The sequence below is a fragment of the Sphingorhabdus sp. EL138 genome, from assembly GCF_900258045.1.
Classification (GTDB): Bacteria; Pseudomonadota; Alphaproteobacteria; order Sphingomonadales; family Sphingomonadaceae; genus Parasphingorhabdus.
In genome coordinates, this window is record NZ_OGVD01000002.1 from 99,525 (window position 1) to 119,957 (window position 20,433).

General features: G+C 53.0%; 19 protein-coding genes, 1 tRNA gene and 1 pseudogene. 12 read left to right on the forward strand and 9 right to left on the reverse strand.

Going from position 1 to position 20,433, the window contains the following annotated elements; all coding sequences use genetic code 11:
* Positions 1–2 precede the first annotated feature (2 nt).
* Positions 3–428: an organic hydroperoxide resistance protein gene (locus DK507_RS03885; RefSeq protein WP_109355002.1), complete on the forward strand. Its 426-nt coding sequence runs from the start codon at positions 3–5 to the stop codon at positions 426–428.
* Between the two features lie 40 nt (positions 429–468).
* Here the strand turns inward: DK507_RS03885 and DK507_RS03890 are convergent, their stop codons facing one another.
* Both DK507_RS03890 and DK507_RS03895 read right to left on the reverse strand, forming a co-directional pair.
* Positions 469–1,074, reverse strand: coding sequence for a hypothetical protein (locus DK507_RS03890; RefSeq protein ID WP_109355005.1), 606 nt, complete (start codon positions 1,072–1,074; stop codon positions 469–471).
* A gap of 210 nt (positions 1,075–1,284) precedes the next feature.
* Complete coding sequence (locus tag DK507_RS03895; RefSeq protein ID WP_109355007.1) at positions 1,285–1,671, reverse strand: VOC family protein; 387 nt, start codon at positions 1,669–1,671, stop codon at positions 1,285–1,287.
* 618 nt (positions 1,672–2,289) lie between these two features.
* Here DK507_RS03895 and DK507_RS03905 point away from each other — a divergent pair.
* From DK507_RS03905 to DK507_RS03915, 3 genes are all read left to right on the forward strand, one after another.
* Complete coding sequence (locus DK507_RS03905; RefSeq protein ID WP_109355009.1) at positions 2,290–2,907, forward strand: EF-hand domain-containing protein; 618 nt, start codon at positions 2,290–2,292, stop codon at positions 2,905–2,907.
* Between the two features lie 101 nt (positions 2,908–3,008).
* A complete protein-coding gene (locus DK507_RS03910; protein ID WP_109355010.1) occupies positions 3,009–3,725 on the forward strand; it encodes a response regulator in 717 nt (238 codons plus the stop codon).
* Positions 3,722–5,122 (forward strand): ATP-binding protein, encoded by a 1,401-nt coding sequence (locus DK507_RS03915; protein ID WP_109355012.1) that lies wholly within the window; start codon positions 3,722–3,724, stop codon positions 5,120–5,122. The genes DK507_RS03910 and DK507_RS03915 overlap by 4 nt, the downstream gene beginning before the upstream one ends.
* Here the strand turns inward: DK507_RS03915 and DK507_RS17765 are convergent.
* The 3 genes from DK507_RS17765 to DK507_RS03925 all read right to left on the reverse strand — a co-directional run bounded on the left by DK507_RS17765 (position 5,109) and on the right by DK507_RS03925 (position 8,687).
* Complete coding sequence (locus DK507_RS17765; RefSeq protein WP_162558884.1) at positions 5,109–5,837, reverse strand: OmpA family protein; 729 nt, start codon at positions 5,835–5,837, stop codon at positions 5,109–5,111. The two genes, DK507_RS03915 and DK507_RS17765, sit on opposite strands and share 14 nt — an antisense overlap.
* Positions 5,800–6,285 (reverse strand): hypothetical protein, encoded by a 486-nt coding sequence (locus DK507_RS17770; RefSeq protein WP_162558885.1) that lies wholly within the window; start codon positions 6,283–6,285, stop codon positions 5,800–5,802. The genes DK507_RS17765 and DK507_RS17770 overlap by 38 nt, the downstream gene beginning before the upstream one ends.
* A gap of 194 nt (positions 6,286–6,479) precedes the next feature.
* The gene (locus tag DK507_RS03925) at positions 6,480–8,687 is read right to left on the reverse strand and encodes a P-loop NTPase fold protein (protein WP_109355016.1); all 2,208 of its coding nucleotides are present in this window, start codon (positions 8,685–8,687) and stop codon (positions 6,480–6,482) included.
* Between the two features lie 306 nt (positions 8,688–8,993).
* Here DK507_RS03925 and acnA point away from each other — a divergent pair, with 306 nt between their 5' ends.
* The 3 genes from acnA to DK507_RS03940 are packed head-to-tail and all read left to right on the forward strand — an operon-like array spanning position 8,994 to position 12,897.
* Positions 8,994–11,672 carry an aconitate hydratase AcnA gene (acnA, locus tag DK507_RS03930; protein WP_109355017.1) on the forward strand — a complete coding sequence of 893 codons (2,679 nt, stop codon included), beginning with the start codon at positions 8,994–8,996 and terminating at the stop codon, positions 11,670–11,672.
* A 44-nt stretch (positions 11,673–11,716) separates the two neighbouring features.
* Complete coding sequence (locus tag DK507_RS03935; RefSeq protein ID WP_109355018.1) at positions 11,717–12,370, forward strand: carboxymuconolactone decarboxylase family protein; 654 nt, start codon at positions 11,717–11,719, stop codon at positions 12,368–12,370.
* On the forward strand, positions 12,367–12,897 hold the full coding sequence (locus tag DK507_RS03940) for a VOC family protein (protein ID WP_109355019.1): 531 nt from the start codon (positions 12,367–12,369) through the stop codon (positions 12,895–12,897). The genes DK507_RS03935 and DK507_RS03940 overlap by 4 nt, the downstream gene beginning before the upstream one ends.
* 8 nt (positions 12,898–12,905) lie before the next feature.
* On the opposite strand, the gene DK507_RS03945 is transcribed toward DK507_RS03940, so the two are convergent.
* Entirely contained in the window at positions 12,906–13,688 is a 783-nt protein-coding gene (locus tag DK507_RS03945; protein ID WP_109355020.1) for a sulfite exporter TauE/SafE family protein, read from the reverse strand.
* Positions 13,689–13,759: 71 nt separating this feature from the next.
* On the reverse strand, positions 13,760–14,398 hold the full coding sequence (locus DK507_RS03950) for a TetR family transcriptional regulator (protein ID WP_109355021.1): 639 nt from the start codon (positions 14,396–14,398) through the stop codon (positions 13,760–13,762).
* 157 nt (positions 14,399–14,555) lie between these two features.
* On the opposite strand from DK507_RS03950, the gene DK507_RS03955 reads away from it, so the two are divergent.
* Positions 14,556–16,130, forward strand: a complete 1,575-nt coding sequence (locus tag DK507_RS03955) for a DUF389 domain-containing protein (protein ID WP_109355022.1) — start codon at positions 14,556–14,558, stop codon at positions 16,128–16,130.
* Positions 16,131–16,197: 67 nt separating this feature from the next.
* On the opposite strand, the gene DK507_RS03960 is transcribed toward DK507_RS03955, so the two are convergent.
* The gene (locus DK507_RS03960; RefSeq protein ID WP_109355023.1) at positions 16,198–16,629 is read right to left on the reverse strand and encodes an MAPEG family protein; all 432 of its coding nucleotides are present in this window, start codon (positions 16,627–16,629) and stop codon (positions 16,198–16,200) included.
* Between the two features lie 217 nt (positions 16,630–16,846).
* On the opposite strand from DK507_RS03960, the gene rpmF reads away from it, so the two are divergent.
* The 4 genes and pseudogenes from rpmF to DK507_RS18200 all read left to right on the forward strand — a co-directional run.
* Positions 16,847–17,026 (forward strand): 50S ribosomal protein L32, encoded by a 180-nt coding sequence (rpmF, locus tag DK507_RS03965; protein ID WP_109355024.1) that lies wholly within the window; start codon positions 16,847–16,849, stop codon positions 17,024–17,026.
* A 67-nt stretch (positions 17,027–17,093) separates the two neighbouring features.
* Positions 17,094–18,137: a phosphate acyltransferase PlsX gene (plsX, locus tag DK507_RS03970; RefSeq protein ID WP_109355026.1), complete on the forward strand. Its 1,044-nt coding sequence runs from the start codon at positions 17,094–17,096 to the stop codon at positions 18,135–18,137.
* Positions 18,134–19,105, forward strand: coding sequence for a beta-ketoacyl-ACP synthase III (locus DK507_RS03975; RefSeq protein ID WP_109355028.1), 972 nt, complete (start codon positions 18,134–18,136; stop codon positions 19,103–19,105). The genes plsX and DK507_RS03975 overlap by 4 nt, the downstream gene beginning before the upstream one ends.
* 148 nt (positions 19,106–19,253) lie before the next feature.
* Positions 19,254–20,252, forward strand: a pseudogene (locus DK507_RS18200) (AraC family transcriptional regulator ligand-binding domain-containing protein); the annotation flags it as partial.
* Positions 20,253–20,322: 70 nt separating this feature from the next.
* Here the strand turns inward: DK507_RS18200 and DK507_RS03985 are convergent.
* Positions 20,323–20,397, reverse strand: a tRNA-Val gene (locus tag DK507_RS03985).
* Positions 20,398–20,433: the final 36 nt, after the last annotated feature.

A 20,433-nucleotide genomic window follows, 5' to 3' on the forward strand; every position in this document is an offset into this window, starting at 1 on the left:
CGATGTCTGTGAATGTAATCTACAAAACCAGCGCCACCGCCACGGGTGGGCGAGATGGATCGGCAAAGTCTGATGACGGATCCGTCGATGTGAAGTTGATCGTGCCGAAAGAAATGGGCGGACCTGGCGGTGTCGGCGCGAATCCGGAAAAGCTTTTCGCCGCCGGTTATTCGGCCTGCTTTCTTGGTGCGATGAAAGCCGTTTCGGGCAAGGAATCTGTTCAAGTCCCGGATGAAGCAACGGTAACAGCAACAATTGGCTTTGGTCCGCGTGAGGAAGGCGGTTACGGGATTACGGCCGATCTGCAGATCGCACTACCGGGTGTGGATCGGGCCGATGCCGAACGTTTGGTTCACGCAGCGCATGAGGTTTGCCCCTACTCAAACGCTACGCGCGGCAATGTCGATGTCGGTCTCACTGTCGTTTGACGCAGTGCCTGGATGGTCGCGGGAATAGCTGATCTGTGTGTCATTCCGCCTGACGAGCGGAATACCAGACTGCGCAGCCGGCAAAAAATGTCGCAATGGCTCCGCTTGCTCCGGCCAGTGGCACGGCGCCCAGTCCCATACGTACGGCAGCAATATTCAGCACAATCGCGACCAGTCCGGTAATCAGACTGACCAGACCGAGGGCCCGGCCGACGGTATCTACACCACGGAACAGCGATAGCCCGAACAATATAGCCGCGAGTCCCAGAACGACCTTGGCCAGATAGTAAAACAGAAATGATCCTGCGAGCACAGTACCCATAAGGGGTGCAAATTCTTCACCCGCCTGGCTGGCCGGTAGAAACATGGACAGTCCGATGCCCGACTGGATCATGTTCATCAATCCGGCCACCACCAGCGCCGCCCAGCCCAACTGCAGGTTTGGGGACCGGACAAGGCCAACAAGAGAGGCAATCGCTATGGCGGTGAATATGAGAAGTTCTGCGGTCCAGATTGTGGAACGGAGCGGCCAACCTTCGACAATTCCGACGCCGCTGAGCGTCGCCGTATAAACCAGCTGTGAAATAACGGTGAGTATCAGCAGGGCTGATATAAATATTGCGATAGGACGCGTCGTCTGTGGCATGATTCCTCCTTGGTCTCCCGGATATCAAATCTATTCGATCCGGCGGCGCAATTGGTTACAGCTAAGATAAAATAGATATTGGACCAGTCATGAGCTTTGAACAAGGCGCGGCCGTGAAGCACTTGGCGAGGCGTTTTTCTGCGATGCCAATGTCCGCTATGGGCGCAAAAGGAGATGGAACAAATTGGAAGCAAGTCGTTTCACTTGCGTCTACGGCCGTTCTGAGGGTTGCCACAATTCCATCTGATTACCTTCAGGGTCACGAAACCACGCAAAAGTTCCTACCCCCTCAAGCAAAAAATCTGTCCTGAGCACCTCTCCACCGTGTTTTCGTATCCTATCGATCACTCCGGCGATGTCATCTACGATAAAGTTGAACATGAATTTCCCCGGATAATGGATCGTGTCGTTCGACGATATGGACCATTGAACATACGAACCAAGCGGATACTTGCCTGGATCAAAGGAAATACCAAACGAGCCAGTGTTTGAATCACCAAAGTCATCAAGTCCAAGGGCTGCTTGATACCAGATTGCAAGCTCCTCCGGATTTGCCGACTTCATAAAAGTGCCACCAATCCCAATTGCTTGAGCCATGGTCTTTCCTCCAATAGCCATTGTCAATAACATGCCATCCCATTGAGTTACAGTAAAGGAAGCAGAAGGAGCTTTTGGGAAGTGATGTCGTTGTGTTCCGGTGGTTCATAACGAACCAAACGACAATTGTCCGCTAACGGGATAAAACAGACAGAAATCTGCTAAACTGACGCACTATTTTCTACCCTAAAAACGCCCGGACCCCGCTATTGCCAGAAAATCTAATCTACCACCTCGATAATAATGATTCCTACGCAAATCATTCAGGCTCGAGTATCTAAATCTGAACGAGATTATACAACTTCTACACAGAATCGATAAAAAATGTACAATTTGCTGCAGGCAAAGGCCTTTTGATATTGAGGGGAGAGAAAGAGCAAGCCGGAGAATCTCAAAGCGACAAGCTTTTAGGAAAGCGTCAAAAGCGGGAGCAAAGGGTGATGATAGTCCAGCCATCTCCGCAAACTTTCAGCGAAATGAACGGTTTGCCTGTCCTGATACAATTTGCGACAATTTTGTCCTGTTCTGACAAATTTACGGGACATATCACCCTTAGAAACATGTTCATGGCGGCCACCAAGAACCGCCTGCCTGAATGAGCAGATAAGGAAGAACAACATGAAAAAGACAATTTTGATTTCGAGTGCGACGGCTCTTTTGATTGCCAGCGGCGTAGCCATTGCGGCTCCCGGTGGCGGTGGAGGAAAAGGCTGGATGCGGGCTGATGCCAATAATGACAATCAGGTCACCCGTGCCGAAATGACTGCTTCTCTGGAAGAGCGCTGGGCGAAGATGGACGCCAATCAGGACGGCCAGATTTCATCGGCTGATCGTGATGCACGGAAGGCCCAGCGCTTTGCTGAAATGGACACAAATGGCGACGGCGGTGTTTCGCAGGCAGAGATGGAAGCGCATCGCGCCAACCGGAAGGCTGAACGGTTTGCCCGCGCCGATGTAGATGGCGACGGCAAATTGAGCCAAGAAGAAATGCAGAATATGCGCGGCAATCGTGGTGGCAAAGGCTGGGGCAAACGTGGCGGCAAAGGCAAGCGCGGCGGCATGATGAAGCGCGCCGACACCAATGGCGATCAGATGATCAGTAAAGCCGAGTTTCAAGCAGCAGCGATGGCACGCTTTAACAAAGCAGATGCCAATGGTGACGGCATAGTGACCGCTGAAGAACGGCAAGCGGCTCGTGAAGCGCGCCGCGGCGCAAGGAATAAAAGAGGCGGTTAATCCCTGAACCACTCTTTTATGTGAACGGGTCACCGGCATACCCTCCCGTAACAGCGCCGGTGATCCGTTCCTTTTTTATAAACCTGTGTTAGGTGAGCCAGATGTCGGGACAAACGCATATTTTATTGGTCGATGATGAGGCCACGTTGCGTGAACCGTTGGCCGAATATCTGGTAAAGCAGGGTTTTCGCGTTCAGCAGGCCGGTGATGCCAGTCAAGCGCGTTCGGTAATGAACGCATTTAACTTTGACATTGTCTTGCTTGATATCATGATGCCGGGAGAAGATGGTCTCAGCTTCTGCCGCCATGTTCGCGAAACGACGGGAACGCCGGTTATTTTCATCAGCGCGAAAGGCGAAGAACTGGAACGGATTATCGGCCTGGAACTCGGCGCCGATGATTATGTAACGAAACCCTTTAGTCCGAGAGAGTTGGTAGCGCGGATCAAAGTTGTGTTGCGGCGAACCAACGGGGGCAATGGGGTGAAGTCCGGCAGCGGCGCGATTTACCAGTTTTCCGGTTGGACGCTCAAAACCGATCAGCGCAGCCTGGTCGACAGCGAAGGCGTTGCGGTGCCGCTGTCCAGCGGTGAATATCAAATGCTTCTCGCCTTGCTTTCGCGCGCAGGCCAAGTACTCAACCGCGATCAGTTGCTCGACATTACCCAGGGCCGCGAAGCGCATGCCTTTGACCGTGCTGTTGACAATCAGATCAGCCGATTGCGCCGAAAAATAGAGGCGGACCCGAAAAAACCGGAAATTGTCAAAACCGTCTGGGGCGGCGGCTATGTTCTGGCCGGGGACGTTCGGACATTATGAAGCGATTGCTGCCCAATAGTTTGATCGGCCAGCTTTTGGCACTTGTGGCGGTCACCCTGCTGATAGCGCAGGGGATCAATGTCTTTCTATTATATCAGGGTGCGCAAAATCAGAAAATGGTTGAGGCGTCTGCTTCGGCCGTTGCGCGGATCGCCTGGGAAGCGGAAAGAATCAATGAACGCGGCTTTCGCGAGCGGCGATATCGCCGCGATGGCAGCCTGCGCATCCGGCGGAACCGTCCCAGCACTACCTCGCAAAGCGCGATTGAAGACGGGCAAACCCGATTGCCAAGTGTCGAAGAACGTGCCGCCCGTGCGTTCGACAATCTGGGAATTGCTTTATTGTCTGTTCAGGCCGTACGCGTTGATAGCCTCCCAGCCAATATGAGAAATAGCGTGATCGGATTGGGCCGCGAACGTCAAAGGATGCGGGCGATCGCCTATCGCAAAAGGCCTCACAAGATTGATGGCTTCATAATCATGTCGGCGCAAGTTGGCGAAGGACGATGGCTCAATATTGCATCGGTCATCCGAGACCGTAATCCGCGACTCATACGTACGCTGTTGTTCCAGACTGCGGTGATATATCTGATCTTGCTGATCCCGCTTATCTGGTTGGGACGCTATATATCACGCCCACTGAAAGCACTGACCAAAGGAGCGGAAGATTTCCGCCCGGGGGCAAGTGCTCCGATAGCGGAAAGCGGTCCGCCTGATACGAAGCAACTGATCGCCGCGTTTAATGAAATGAATGACCGTGTCGGCGCGATGCTCGATGAAAAAAATGTCATGCTGGGCGCGATCGGCCACGATTTGCGCACACCCCTGGCCGCTCTGCGCGTGCGGGTTGAGAGCGTGGAGGATGAGGAAGAACGCGACCGGATGATTGCCGGGATTGATGATATGGACCGGACGCTGGATGACATATTGTCACTGGCACGGCTCGGGCGGTCAAAAGAAGCGGCAGAGCCAACCGATATCAGTGCGCTGATCGAGACGGTAGCGGATGAGTTTACCGACATGGGCGCAGCGGTTTCCTTCACGCGCAGTGGGCGGACAATCGCCAATATCCGGGCGACCCTGATCCGCCGGGCACTCAGGAACCTGATCGGCAATGCCGTGAAATATGGCAAAGAAGCCGCCATCTCTGTGGACAAAGACGGGGACAAGCTGGTGATTCATGTGGATGATAATGGCCCGGGCATAGCGGAAGATCAGATCGAGGCCATGTTCGAACCCTTTGCCCGTGCCGAGATTTCCCGCAACCGGGCGACCGGCGGGTCGGGTCTTGGCCTGACACTCGCCCGCGCAATCATGCGTGATCATGGCGGTGATGTAACCTTGCAAAACCGGGCAGAAGGCGGCCTTCGGGCGTCACTCATCCTCAGTCTGGATTAGCGACCTTCTGCCACCCAAGGGTGATCGAGATCCTGCGGTTGCGGGGATCATATATATCATGCGGTGTATAAGGTTCCCGGTCCGCGACGCCCTCAATTTTGAAAAACGCGTCAGGGCCTATGCCATTTTGTTGCAGGGTTTGGCGTGTCGCCTCTGCCCTTGCGGTGGACAGCATCCAGTTGTTCATCGTGCGCCCGGATGAAAAGGGCAGGGCATCGGTATGTCCCCGCACCATTAGCGGGTTGGGTGCCGGTTTGATCGCGGCCGCGACCTCGGCCAGCAATTTGCGCGCGGGCGCGCGCAGTGTGTCGGTGGCGAGTGCAAACATCGAAAAGTCGGCCTCGTCGATCAGCTCGATCCGCAGGCCCTCCCGTGTTTCGGTAAAGCGAATGTTGTTGTCGAACCTTTTCAACTCTTCGCTACGTTCAAGCCGCTCCGTGATCCGCTGCCTGACCGCGGCAAATTCCTCACGGTCTTTCTGGTTGTGCACTGCGTTGGCGGCGGTGCTGTCTTTCGGAATGGCCAGCGATCGTTCCCCGACCTGGGCGGCGCGGCTGCGGTAATCCTCTTCGGACAGGATGGAATCACCGCCGAAGAAGCTGTCTGCCCCCGCATTATTCTCCCGCATTTCAACCAATGTCGGCGTAAAATATTCGGCCAGCGCCTTGCGTTCCTGTTCATCGGTGGAACTGAGCAGCCAAACCAGCCGGCGCAAAGCGGCCCTGCGCGTCGCGGCCGGCGCCGTTGGTGTCATGCTGATAGAGCAGGCGCAGCAGGTCATTGGCATATCTGGTCCGCTGACCCACGACCTTGCCATGATACCAGACATCCTCCTCCACGCCCTCGACGGCGCGCTGCCACGTGACTTCGCCGATGGTCGTCTCTGACCGGCGCAGCGCGAGGGCCCAGCGCTCGGCAAAGGCCGGGCTGCGCTTGCGATGGCGATAGGCGCTGTTCCAGCTGATCCCCGCCATGCGGCTGGCGTCCCTAACGCAGCGCGTCTTGGCCAGCGATTCAATAAAAATATTCTGCCGCTCCGCCGTCCAGCCATCATGGCGGACGCGATAGGGTTTTTCGCGCGGCGTTTCCGGAGGCTCCGCCTGCTCGGCGGGGACGGGCAGGTTGGCGGGAGAAGGCGTGTCATCAGACGGATTATTTGCCATGGGGGAGCGGCCCTTTCGTTCCTGATTTGTTCTTTTGATTCGGGCCGGTGTATCAAAAGCTGGGGGTTGTAGGAAAGGGGGTGATCGGACGAATTTCGCTATGCTGAGTCTGGCTCAACGCGTTTTTGGTGCATCTACGTATCGGTTATGGAGAGTAGATTGGCAGAGTTGGGTGCCTAGAGGAAGTATGATCATCAAAATTTGTCTTTTCTATACATAGACAACAGAGCTTGGGCTTTTAGAAACAATTGAGATTCTGAATTGTCAATGATTGATCTCAATCGATCGAGGGTTGGGTCTAGTTCTAAGAATGCTTCAATATTCTCTCGATTAAGGTTAGTCTGAATTTTTCCATTCACTTCTGATTCCGTGGTCAGAAGACTGAGAAACTGCAGAAATTGACTATCATCATTTCCGACCAGTTTTTCTACTTCCAACTTTTTCTCAACATTCGCTTGTTTCCATGCATATAGAATACTTATTGGTTCGGGGGTTCTCGAGAGATCATCAAGCGACATCTTTTGATATCGTTGTACCAGCAATTCGGCGACCAACGTGTATTCGTCCTCATCTAGAGTCCACTCATCCCTCGGTTTTCCGTCATCACCAAACACGCCATGAGAGAAAGTTTCTCTCCTAAAAATTCTAGTCAACCAACCAATGGCTCGCCCTCCCTCGAACATTTGTTTCAAGGTCGATAGTCTTTGGGTATTATCGATCTTTTTCAGCAAGTCCGCGAGAATGTTGCTAACTATTCTCCACCCGGGATAGCTGAACATAAACTGTTCTCGCCCCCTAAGACCGTCATCATCCATTACGTTTGAAAAGGTTACAGCAAGAGTGACGGCATGTCCGGGATTCCAGCTATCGGGATAGGAGTTTTCTAATCTGTCCAAAATTCGCACGGCTTTACTATCGCCTAAGCTATCTTTTTGTTTTCCCCAATTAAGTAACAATGCTTCTGCCGCATCATTGTTTTTTGTTAGCGCTATCTTGAGATTTACAAAGTCGCTTTCCAAAGGCGCCGCCTCGGGCTCCGTAAGTGCAAAAAACAGACGGTAGTGATCCACAGAAGCCAATCGTCGATCTTTTATCCGCTCTTGGATGACTTCATTGTGATCAGACGTAAAAATTGGCGGTTTACTGTCTGATATTGAGCCTCCGTCGAAACCAGGCAAGATATTTTGCCATTCTATAAGGGTTCTTGACAGGTTGCGGTTGTCGTCACTGATTATTTCTTTTAGTTCTTGAAAAGACTGTTTTATACCGTGTTCTGAGACTGCTACTCGACCGCTATATTTAGCGGCCATTGTATTCAGATATACTTCTATCCATTGATAGAGTTCACGATTTCCTAGCTTTATCATTTGCAACCAAACAAAGTCAGCTATATCAATCTTGTTTTTAAGAACGGGCAAGTAAGCTGATATCATATCCAAGCAACGGTTAACCGCCCTAGGTGAGTTTAGTCGCCGCCCACCTTCGCTATCGATTACGTATTCTAGTCGACCTTGTTCTTCCGAATTCAAGTCCAGTTTGAAGTCGCTAAACTTCTCTCTAAACATTCGGCGCAAGCTAAATGATTCTGGCGCTGGAACAGAAATTGGTAATTGGATGATCTTCTCAAGATATTGTGATCCATTTTGGATGCCGGTTACAGTTTCAACAGCTTGTGAAACTGCATCATGATCATAGCATATCGCATAAACGACATTTGGAAAATTAGCTACGGACTTCAATAGTCTCAATATCTCAACGATTTCGTCTGGGTCTAGCCGATCAAGATCATCGATCGTTACAACAATTCTTGTTTCAAGTTGCCAGAGCTTTTTTGAAATTGCACCTTTTTGAACAATCAATGCTTTTTCATCCTTGGGTTGCATCGCTCTTTTCAACCCAATTGAAACATACGCTCCAGAGCCGGGCACCACTAACTCGCTGAGAGCACCTGTTTCCGAAGGAACTTTCAAGTTTCTCCCAAATTCTTGGATGTCTTGCGCGAGTTCCTTGGCGATCAAAAATTGCTTTTCGACAATATTCCCTTTTTGAAACTTTAAGCCGGCTATCGTCGTCGATAGAACAGTGAAGAGTTCGGATATTAGTGACTCACGGCTTCCAACAAGCCAAGGACTGAATTCTGCCCAAGCAAGTTGGCCGTTGAGAATTTTGTCTTTGAGAGATCTTCGTGAGAAACCCAAAATGGTGCTTTTTCCCATGCCCCATTGCCCATCCAAACCTAGTACGGCACCTTTAGAAAGAGAAGGGTTTGTTAGTATTTCTCCAATTCTATTCGATAGAGAATTATAACCAAGAAAGTCTTCGCTTGTTTCTACCAAAACTTGATCATTGTGGTATTTTTCTAATTTTTTATCGCCATCATCCATGTTTTCTTTAAAGGTCATATCTGACAAGTTGTCTAGTCAAACAGTTCTAGATAATAATCATCAGCACTCCAAACTAAACTGCGCTTATTCAAATGTTGCCAATAGCGATGAATTAGTACGAGGCTTAAAAATCGGTTTCTGCCGATAGTCTGCTCCCTTGGACAACCCACTAAAGTAGATTGTCCACATTGCGGGATGATCATCCATCCGCTAAAGCGCTCCCGAACATCGATTCATTCGCTGGAATTCCTGCTCCCCTCCGCCTTCGCTGAAGCTACGGCGGACAGGTCCGCCCGGCGTAAAAATTAAAATAAGGGACGAATTATGACGACCACCGGACAAGACTCACTCGGCACGCGCGCGACGCTTAATGTTAATGGCACCAGCTATGCCTATTATTCGCTCGCCAAGGCGGCGGCGAAGCTCGGGGATATAGAGCGCTTGCCCTATACGCTGAAAGTCCTGCTCGAAAATATGCTGCGCTTTGAAGATGGCGGCCATACGGTGGCGGCTGGGGATGCGCAGGCGGTGGTCGACTGGCAGAAAGAGGCCAAAAGCAGCGCTGAAATTCAATATCGCCCCGCGCGCGTTTTGATGCAGGATTTTACCGGCGTTCCGGCGGTTGTTGACCTCGCGGCGATGCGCGACGGGATTAAGTCGCTGGACGGCGATGCGCAGAAGATCAACCCGCAGGTGCCGGTGCATCTGGTGATTGACCACTCGGTCATGGTTGACGAGTTTGGTACACCGCAAGCGTTCGAGAATAATGTGGCGCTGGAATATCAGCGCAATATGGAGCGCTATGAATTTCTGAAATGGGGATCGAAGGCGTTTGATAATTTCTCCGTTGTGCCTCCCGGAACCGGCATTTGCCACCAGGTGAATCTGGAGAATATTGCGAAGGCCGTCTGGTCGTCCCAGGATCAGAATGGCGATATGGTGGCCTATCCCGATACCTGTGTCGGCACCGACAGCCATACGACGATGATCAACGGTCTGGGCGTGCTCGGCTGGGGCGTGGGCGGGATTGAGGCGGAGGCCGCGATGCTCGGCCAGCCGGTATCGATGCTGATCCCCGAAGTGGTCGGGTTCAAGCTGACCGGCGAGCTGGCCGAGGGTATTACCGCGACCGATCTGGTGCTGACCTGTGTGCAGATGCTTCGCGAAGTGGGCGTGGTCGGGCGCTTTGTCGAATTTTATGGTCCGGGTGTTGCGGCTCTGTCGCTGGCGGATCGCGCGACGATTGCCAATATGGCGCCGGAATATGGCGCGACCTGCGGTTACTTCCCGATTGATGACAAGACGCTGGATTATCTGCGCCTGACGGGTCGCAGCGAAGCGGATATCGATCTGTGTGAAGCCTATGCCAAGGAACAGGGTTTCTGGCGCCATGATGACGAGGTTGAGGCGATCTATACCAAGACGCTGGAGCTTGACATGACCAGTGTTGTGCCATCGCTGTCGGGGCCGAAGCTGCCGCAACAGCGCGTGTCGATGGCCGATCTCGACGAGAGCTTTAACAAGGATATTACGGATGTGTTCAATTCATCCGATCCCGACAAGCGGGTGGCTGTCGATGGTGTGGACCATGATCTGGGCCATGGCGATGTGACCATTGCGGCGATTACGTCCTGCACCAACACGTCCAACCCCAGCGTGCTGATCGCCGCCGGTCTGGTCGCGCGCAAGGCGCGGGAGCGGGGCCTGCAGCGCAAGCCATGGGTGAAGAGTTCGCTGGCGCCGGGATCGCAGGTGGTGACGGATTATCTCGACAAGGCGGGGCTGAGCGAGGATCTCAACTATCTGGGCTTTAACCTGGTCGGCTATGGCTGCACGACCTGTATTGGTAACTCGGGGCCATTGCCGGCACCGATTTCCAAGGCGATTAATGACAATGATCTGGTTGCGGCGTCCGTATTGTCGGGCAACCGGAACTTTGAAGGCCGTGTGTCTCAGGATGTGCGGGCCAACTATCTCGCGTCGCCGCCGCTGGTTGTCGCCTATGCGCTGAAAGGCACGGTGTGTGAGGATATGTACGAGACGCCGATCGGGCAGGGCAGCGATGGTGCGGATGTGTACCTGCGCGATATCTGGCCGACCAATGATGAGGTCAACGCCGCGATGGGCGGGGCTGTGTCGCGCGAGATGTTCGAGAGCCGCTATGCCGATGTCTATAAAGGGGACGCGGCGTGGCAGGATATTGATGTGACCGGCGGCGATACCTATCAGTGGCGTGCGGGGTCCACTTATGTGGCCAATCCGCCCTACTTTGATGGCATGACCATGACGCCGGAGCCTGTGGGCGATATTGTCGACGCCAAGACACTGGCATTATTGGGGGATTCGATCACGACCGACCATATCTCGCCGGCCGGTGCGATCAAGGAAGACTCGCCCGCCGGAGAATATCTGCGCGACCATCAGGTGGCAAAGCAGGACTTCAACAGCTACGGCAGCCGCCGCGGAAATCACGATGTCATGATGCGCGGAACCTTCGCCAACATCCGCATCAAGAACGAAATGGCCGACGGCAAGGAAGGCGGTTACACCAAATATAATGGTGAGATCATGCCCATCTACGACGCCGCAATGCGCCACAAAGCGGACGGCAATGACCTGGTTGTTATTGGCGGAGAGCAATATGGTACCGGCTCTTCCCGCGACTGGGCCGCGAAAGGCACGAACCTGCTGGGCGTGCGGGCTGTGATCGTGGAAAGCTATGAGCGTATTCACCGCAGCAACCTGGTTGGCATGGGTGTGTTACCGCTCCAATTTGCCGAGGGTGTTGATCGCAATAGCCTGAACCTTGATGGCAGTGAGAGCTTTACCATCAAGGGTGTCGCAACGCTGGATCCGCGCCAGACGGTTGAGGTTGAAATGACCCGCGCTGATGGTTCGACAGAAACATTCGAAACGCTCTGCCGGATCGATACCGCCAACGAGATGGAATATTTCCTCAACGGCGGTATTCTGCATTACGTGCTGCGCAATCTGGCGGGCTAGCACCTTTCGTAAATATATGCATAGTCGGGGCATAGGAGAAACCCATGCCCCGACTGCGCGAAATCCCGCTTTCCGAAGTCACCGACGAATATGTGTTGGCGCTTTATAAAACGCTGTTCGGAGATCGTGATCCGGTAGCGGAGCCCGGCACTGCCACAGGGACGCCCGGCAATTGGTGGACCGTTTTTGCGCAGGTTCCCGATGCTTTCAAGCATACGACCGAGGGTTTCGGTTTTTATCGTTCGCCCCATCGCAAGCTGGATCCGAAGCTTCGTGAGCTCGGTCAAATTCGCGCGGGCTATGCCGTGGGATCGCAATTTGTCTATTCCCAACACAGCAAGGCGATGCGCTTTGAGGGCTATTCGAAGGAGCAGGTAAAGGCGATACCGAATTGGTCGGTGGCTGACTGTTTCAACGAAGTAGAACGCGCTGTACTGGCTTATACAGATTGCCTGGTATTGGAGCGAGGCCGTGTTTCGGATGGTGTTTTCGAAGCGCTGAAAAAGCATCTCGGCGAAGTCGAAATCATAGAACTGACTTATATTGCCTGCACCTACATGATGCACGCGGTGATGAGCCGGGCGCTACGGCTCGAATTTGACGATGTCGATGAGCGGGTTGTCGAAGTGCCCGCACCGGAAGGCGCTACGGCGGATGTCATGGGCATGGTCGACAAACGGAAGGACGCGAATAAATGAGCTATCACCATCTTGCTTTGGCCGCAAAAGACATGACCGCCATTCATGAATTTTATGAAGGAATTATGGGCTTTGAACTGGTGAAAGTCGAGATTGCACCGGTGATGGGCGGCGGCTGGGGCAAGCATTTTTTCTACCGAATGGACGGCGATGACAGCAGGTTTATCGCTTTCTGGGAACTCAACGATACACCGGGTCAGGACGACTATGCCTATGACCTCAACGAAGCGGCAAAAACCCCGCAAGGCACCAATCATTACAGTTTTTCGGTAGACACACCTGAAGAGCTGGCGAGTTGGCGCAAAAAATGGAACGCGGCAGGGCTCGATGTTTTGGAGATTGATCACAATTGGTGCCATTCAGTTTATACTCGCGATCCCAATGGCAACATGGTTGAATTCTGCCTGACAACAGGAAGCTTTACCGAAGCGGATCGCGAGCGGGCTCTGGCTGCACTGGACGAGCGTGAGATGAAGGCATCGCCGCCGCCAGCCAAAATGCAACAATGGCTGGCGAAAGATGCCTGACGGCCGCCTTAGAACAACTTGAACAAAGCAAAGCCCGCCGCGACACCGAGCAGCAGGATCACAAAACCACGCCATATCGGTTCCGATACACTACCGAAAAATTTCGCACCCAAATGATTGCCGCCGATCATCAACGGACAGGCCAGCGCGCTGAGTATCAGAACCTGTCCATCGATCATTCCGCGCCAGAACGCGATCACAGTTGCCATGGTGGCGGCAGCAAAGAATATTGTGATCATTGATCCCCTTGCGACAATGGGAGGCACCCCTTTTCGAACGAAATGGAGAATGACGGGAGGCCCCGGCATCGCGGCAAAGCCGTTAAGCAAGCCCGACATGCTGCCGACCAGCAGGATATGCAGCGGTGCTTCGTTGAGCTGTGGCGGACGTTTCATCATGAATGCAAGGAAACTGCCAATCGCAATGGTTGTGATCACCAGCCTGGCGATATCTGTACTTACAATATCGAGCATCCAAAGGCCGGCGGGGGTGAACAGACAGGACAGGGCTGCGATTTTTGCCACCATCGGAATATTGATGACTTTTACGGCCGGACGGATGCCGAAAGGTCCGATGACCAATTGCATCAATATCGCCATGACTACCGCGGTGACAGGTGGTGCGACCAGACTGACCAAGGGAACAGCAAGTATCGCATAGCCAAATCCGGTCAAACCCCGGAAAAAGGCTGCTCCAAAGACGATGAAGCAGACTGTTGAAAAGGACAAAAGGGATAGACCGATATGGGCGTTCAACCAGATATTGACCCAATCATTGGCAGTATCAAACATGCAGGCTCTTTGCCGATTTCACAGAATAGCGCAACAGGACATTTTTGCAGGGCGGTTTAACGCCCGGTTCCTCAGCTGGCGATATGCAATGCCGCTTTTTTGGGCGCACCTTCGGCGCGGGCTTTGAGGCCGGTCAGGATTGTATCAATCACCTGCCGTAACCGCACTTCATCGGCAAGATGGGTCATATCCATCATCAACTTGGGATTGCAAAAGGGCTGCACCATCGTGTTAACCAACGAAACAATCTCGTCCAGTTCCAGCCCTTCAAAATAGCCCTCTTCCATCGCTTCGGCGAGGATCATCGCCATATAATGGTCGGTCAGGTCAACATAGCCGCGGATAACCTCGAAATGCTGGTCGCCCAGCTCCATATAGGAGCGGAACAGGTCGGGATCTTCTTCAAAGCGCGCACGTTTTATCGCCAGTCGCCGGGCAAAAAACTCGTAAAGCTTTTGCTGTGCCGGCATGTCAGCCTCAATTAGCCCTTCGATAATAGTAATCAGTTCTGCAAACCAGCGACCGGCCATGGCCTCGGCCAATTCGTCCTTGTTCTCAAAGAAACGATATACGTTGGACTGGGACATACCGGCTTCAGCGGCCAGATCGGTGATGGTGAAATTAATCGCGCCGCGTTCGCGGATAATCACTTCCGCTGTTTGGATCAATTTTTCTCGGCCAGCTTCAATATCGGTTTCGGGGCGGGGCATCGGAAGTCTCCTGCTTGGCTTCACGTGTCTGTAATATATAGATGAGACGGTTTTATGATAAAAGGTATTTTTTTTTATTTTTCAATTACCCGCGACGTAATGAGCCTCATATCATTTCTATATTGTCGTCGCTGCTGCGGAGGGACTATAGAAAACCATGACTGAAAATTCGCAAGCAGAGGCGAACTCGCCCGCATCTGAACCGGAAAAAGAGCCCGGCCCTTTCCAACCGGTAACCGGAAGCATCCTGCTATTCCGTCGCTGGTGGAAAGTTGTTGTATGTTCCGGCGTGGATCAGCCGGCCGTTATCGCTAAGGTCAAAGAAGATAGCTATTTCAACCCGCGCTATACATTTATGACCTGTATGTCGGCCGGGATCGCGATATTGGGTCTGCTGCTGTCTTCTCCAGCAGTTGTTATCGGCGCCATGCTGCTGTCCCCGCTTATGGGACCGATTATGGGCGCTGGGTTCGCGCTGGCCATTGGTGACTATGCCTGGCTGAAGGGAAGTGCGAAGGCATTGATTCTTGGCACTTTGGTGGCAGTGCTGTTTGCTGCCCTGGTGGTCGCGCTATCACCGCTGCAGACGGTGACTACTGAAATCGCGTCTCGCACACGGCCTAACTTGTTTGACCTTGCGGTCGCATTATTTTCTGCACTGGCTGGTGCCTATGCGATGATCCGCGGGCGTATGGGCACGATTGTGGGTGTGGCGATCGCAACCGCTTTAATGCCGCCTTTGGCTGTGGTTGGCTTTGGTTTGGCGACGCTCAACATGTCGGTATTCGGTGGTTCGCTATTGCTGTTTTTCACCAACTTGATGACGATAGCCCTAACCGCTGCCGGGATGGCGCGGCTCTATGGGTTCCGTTCCAGCCTGTCCGAGCGCCAATCGCAGTTTCAGATCGGTGCTATGGTGGTCATATTTGTAGGGCTGGCTATCCCGCTTGGCTATTCGGTACAACAGATTGCATGGGAGGCGAATGTTTCGCGTCAGGCCAATGGCTATATCAAGGATCAGTTTGGCAGTCGTGCAAGAGTTTCACAGATTGATATTGACTGGGATGCCGAGCCGATTCTGGTGAGTGCATCTGTTTTTACGCCAAAAATTGTCGGTGATGCCGAGCAGCAAAGCGCCCGTGTGTTAAGCCGCACCTTCAATCGTCCGATTGACGTGGCGATTGAGCAATATCGGGTGGAAACGGGCAGCGATGCCGTAACGGCCGAGCTCACTGCTGCACGTGCCCAACAACAGGCACAGGAGGCCGAAATTCGGGTGGTCAAACTGCGCGAGAATCTGGCGTTGGTCGCTGGAGTATCGGCCGATGACGTAACAATTGACACGACAAAGCGCCGAGCCATCGTATCGGCGAAACCGCTGCAAGGGGCCACACTTGATACCTATTACGCTTTGGAAAAGCGCATCGCAGATCAGGCCAAGGATTGGGCAATCGAAATCAAGCCTCCGGCGGTGACGCTACCATCTCTGCAGGTGACAGACGGCGCAATTACCGAAAAATCAACTGCGCAGCTTCCCCTGATTGGTTGGGCCGCTGCGCGTGTCCAGTTGCCGATGGGGGCCTATGGATCATCCAATGATATCGAGGTTGCGCGAAAAACACTCTTTGATGCCCATGCAACGACCATCAGTGCCGCCGGACCAGGCGATGCGGCTGGAACCGTGCGTCTTCGCTGGTTGTCGCCTGAAGAGATGGCACAAGGCTCAGAGTAGCGTCATGCCTGCGGTTTCCGGCCGGGACATCTCGACCCGGCCTTCGGCGTGACGGTGCGGTGCGTGATTATCCTGGCTGTACAATGGCCGGAGATGTGCTGGCGTCGGTAACGCTAAAATAGGGGATTGTAATTGCGTACCCACCAAGTCCGAGCATGACAAGCAAGGTCAGGATTGTACCGACCGTCCGGCCTTTGCCAAGCTTGCCGCCATCCATGCCAAGGCCATGAGCAACGCGCCCAAGCATATATAATCCGCCGACAATCCAGAGCCAGGTAGGAGAACCGCTAGCCAGCTCTATGATAGCGATGAGGATCAATACAATGGGCAGGCTTTCACCATAGTTGGCGTGCGCACGCATGCGGCGAATGACCTTTTCATTGCCGCCGTCACCAACGCTGACTTTTTCTGACGTGCGGACCTGTCCGACCCGAATCATCAACCAGATGTTGACCAGCGCGGCCGCGCCAGCAATCGTGAGAGTTATTGGTAAAATCATGGTTTCTCCCAAGAGCTTTTCGAATTTATCCGCTGCCTATAGAAGCACAATGCTTGCAACGCACAGGAAAATCGTTATAGCCGCCCCTTCGCGTGCAATTGGCTATCGCATGAGTCGGGTGATTCTCTTTGTTTTGCAGAGGTTCGCTTGCTCAAAACGGGTATTTGGCTTATTGTACACATATAAGAAATTTGAAATTTAACGAACAGGCTTAGCAATGGCTGTCCCTAAACGAAAAACTACGCCGTCCAAGCGCGGAATGCGCCGTTCCCATGATGCTTTGAAGGTCGAAGCCTATCAGGAATGTTCCAATTGCGGCGAATTGAAGCGCCCTCACCATATGTGTGGGGCTTGCGGTCATTATAATGGCCGTGAAGTAATGGCTGTCGATCTATAGTCTTTTGAACTGTAGTCGACTAACGTCACGCCATCACACAGCTAATCAAGGGGAATAACCGGTGGGGATGAGGCCGCGAATCGCAATTGACGCGATGGGCGGCGATATCGGCGCGCGTGTTATGGTCGCCGGCGCTGCTTTGGCCCGGCATCGGCATGAAGGTTTTCAATTCCTGTTTGTCGGTGATGAAGCACAAATCAAAGAAGCGCTGAAAAGCCACCCCAATCTTAGTGCCGCTTCCGAAATATTGCATGCCGAAGATATTGTTTCCGGTGATGCAAAACCCAGCCAGGCGTTGCGTGGCTCCAAGAAAACATCAATGGGCATGGCCGTCGGTGCCGTGAAATCTGGCGAAGTAAGTGCGGCGGTCAGCGCCGGCAATACCGGCGCGCTAATGGCGATCTCGAAACTGGCGCTGCGAACTATGTCCGGCATTGATCGACCCGCTTTAGCGGCTTTGCTGCCGACTATGAAGGACAGCGATGTTGTGATGCTGGACCTCGGCGCCAATGCCGAATGCGATAGCCGCAATCTGGTGCAATTCTCCGTAATGGGCGCGGCCTATAGCCGGATCATGCACGGTTTTGAAAAACCTACTGTGAAGCTGCTCAATATCGGTACCGAAGATGGCAAGGGTACCGGAACCCTGCAAAATGCCGCAGATGCGCTGAAAAATGCCGATGGGCTGGCGATGAATTTTCAAGGCTTTACCGAGGCCGATAAAATATCGACCGGCGATGTCGATGTGATTGTTACGGACGGATTCTCTGGCAATATCGCCCTGAAGGCTCTGGAAGGGACTGCACGTTTTGTGACGGATCTTTTAAAGCGCAGCTTTTTAAGTTCCTTACGATCCAAAATCGGATTTCTGATCTCCCGGCCAGCAACAGAATTGCTGAGAGAACATCTCGACCCCAATAATCACAACGGTGCGGTTTTTCTGGGTCTGAACGGTGTGGTCGTAAAAAGCCATGGCAGTGCCGATGAAAAAGGCGTAGCCAATGCTGTGGAAGTCGCTGCCCGGCTCGTAGAGGATAGTATCTTGGAACGCATTAGCGAAGACTTGGAAAAAATCAGCACATCAGCCCCACTGGAGGCAACAGCCAAATGAGTGTTGCGACCGCCCGCCGTGCGGTCATCAAAGGGACCGGTTCCGCCTTGCCGCGGACCAGAGTGTCGAACGCGGACCTTGCAGAGAAGGTAGACACAACCGACGAATGGATCGTTGAGCGGACAGGTATAAAATTTCGTCATATTGCAGAGGACGATGAAACGACATCCAGTCTGGCGACGGAAGCTGCAAAAAAGGCCCTCGACGCGTCCGGACTATCGGCACAGGATATTGATCTTATCGTATTGGCAACAGCGACGCCGGATCAAACCTTTCCTGCAACGGCCACTATTGTGCAGCATGAACTGGGGTGCAACGGATGCGTTGCTTTTGATGTCGCGGCGGTCTGTTCCGGCTTTCTATATGCCCTGTCAGTGGCGGAAAGCATGATTCGTGCCGGCAGTGCGCAAAATGCTATCGTAATCGGCGCAGAGACTTTCAGCCGCATTCTGGATTGGGAAGACCGGGCAACATGTGTGCTTTTCGGTGATGGCGCCGGGGCGATTATCTTGTCTGGCGAAGAAACCGAAAAAGGTGTTCTGGCCACTCGGTTGCATGCGGATGGCGAACATAACCAGCTGCTTTATGTTGATGGTGGCGCCGGTACGACGGGCACGGTTGGCAAACTGCGGATGAAAGGACGTGAAGTCTTCCGCCACGCGGTCGTCAACCTGTCATCCGTCTTGAATGAAGCCTTGGATGAAGCGGGTGAAAAAATTGAGAATATCGATTGGGTTGTACCGCATCAGGCCAATGCCCGGATATTGGACGCAACAGCGAAGAAGCTGAGTCTGGCTCCTGAAAAAGTGATCAAGACCGTTGATCAGCATGCCAATACATCGGCGGCCTCTGTGCCTCTGGCGCTTGACAAGGCGGTTCGGGATGGCCGGATTAAAGTCGATGACCTGTTGGTCCTCGAAGCAATGGGCGGCGGTTTTACCTGGGGGGCAAGCGTCATTCGCTTTTGAAGCCGTCCAATTGGACCTATCTGAAGGCATCTGCTTTGCTGCATAACCGCATAGGCGATACTGAACATCACTGACATGTTCGTCGCCAATTTTACTTCTTCGTCGAAAGTGCGTTGAGCTTCGGAATACTGCAGTCCTAGCTAGCTCGATGGGGCGCTTGAATACAGATAATACCAGTGTTTCGTCACAACTGCTATTTCAGGTTTTTCGTGGCTGCCAGGAGCTGGGCGCTAGAAAGCCGGTGCTTCTGTCCGCTCTTGATTTGACTGATGCTCAGTTACGCGATCCGCGGGCGAGGTTTTCTGCGCGGGCAATTACGATCCTTTCTGAGGCAGCCGCGCGGGAGCTTGGGCGGGATGATATTTTCGCGGATATTGGCGGAGCCATGACGCCTACCGGATTTTCGGATGTTTGCTACACGGCCCTGTTTGAAGAAACAGTAGGGGATGTATTGCAAGCTGCTGCGGCAGCGATGTTAGCTGGTACCGACAAGCCGCTTCTGAGATGGGAGCAATCGAATTCGGTTTGCCGGTTGGTAGCCGATTCGAATTCCTGTGTGACCAATGAATTGATTTTCATTATTTTTTCGACCCTTTCGTACATCAGTCAAATCGTGACCGATGACGATGTTCAACCGGTCAAATCAGCCAGTTTCACGTACAGAACATCCTTTGACCGTAGCGCTTCAATGACACTGGTGAAGGAAGATGGCCCCCCGGTTCCGTGTCTCTTTAATCAGCCGGACACATATCTGGAACTCCATAAGCAAGTTCTCGACCTTCCCAATCCGTTTGCGAATCGCAATCTGGTGAATATGGGCCAACAGCAGTTGAACCGGTTTCAGGTCAACGGAGCGAAATCCGTCACTTTGGCCAGCCTTAGCTATAATTACCTGTTTTATCTGCTCGATAAATCAGGGTTAAGCCTTGATGCTGCTGCCGAAACCTTTGGTATAGCAGAACGGACCCTGCGGCGGAAACTGGTGGCGGAGGGAGCATCTTTTCGCCAGATATTGGAGCAGGTTCGTCGAGACATCTGCCAGCTATATTTTTTGGAGGGCACGCGGTCCCTGTCAGACATTGCTACAAAACTGGGTTATAGTGAATTGAGTGCTTTTACCCGCGCATACACGGCTTGGCATGGCCGCTCGCCGAGCCGTGATATGGCCGCTCAAATCGCGGTCAATTCTTCACAAAAACCAAAGTTTGCTGGAAAAATGGTGGGCGTAGAGAGAGTTGAACTCCCGACCCCTTCGATGTCAACGAAGTGCTCTACCACTGAGCTATACGCCCACGCTGCAGGCCGTCTAGCCAGCCACTTGGCGGGGT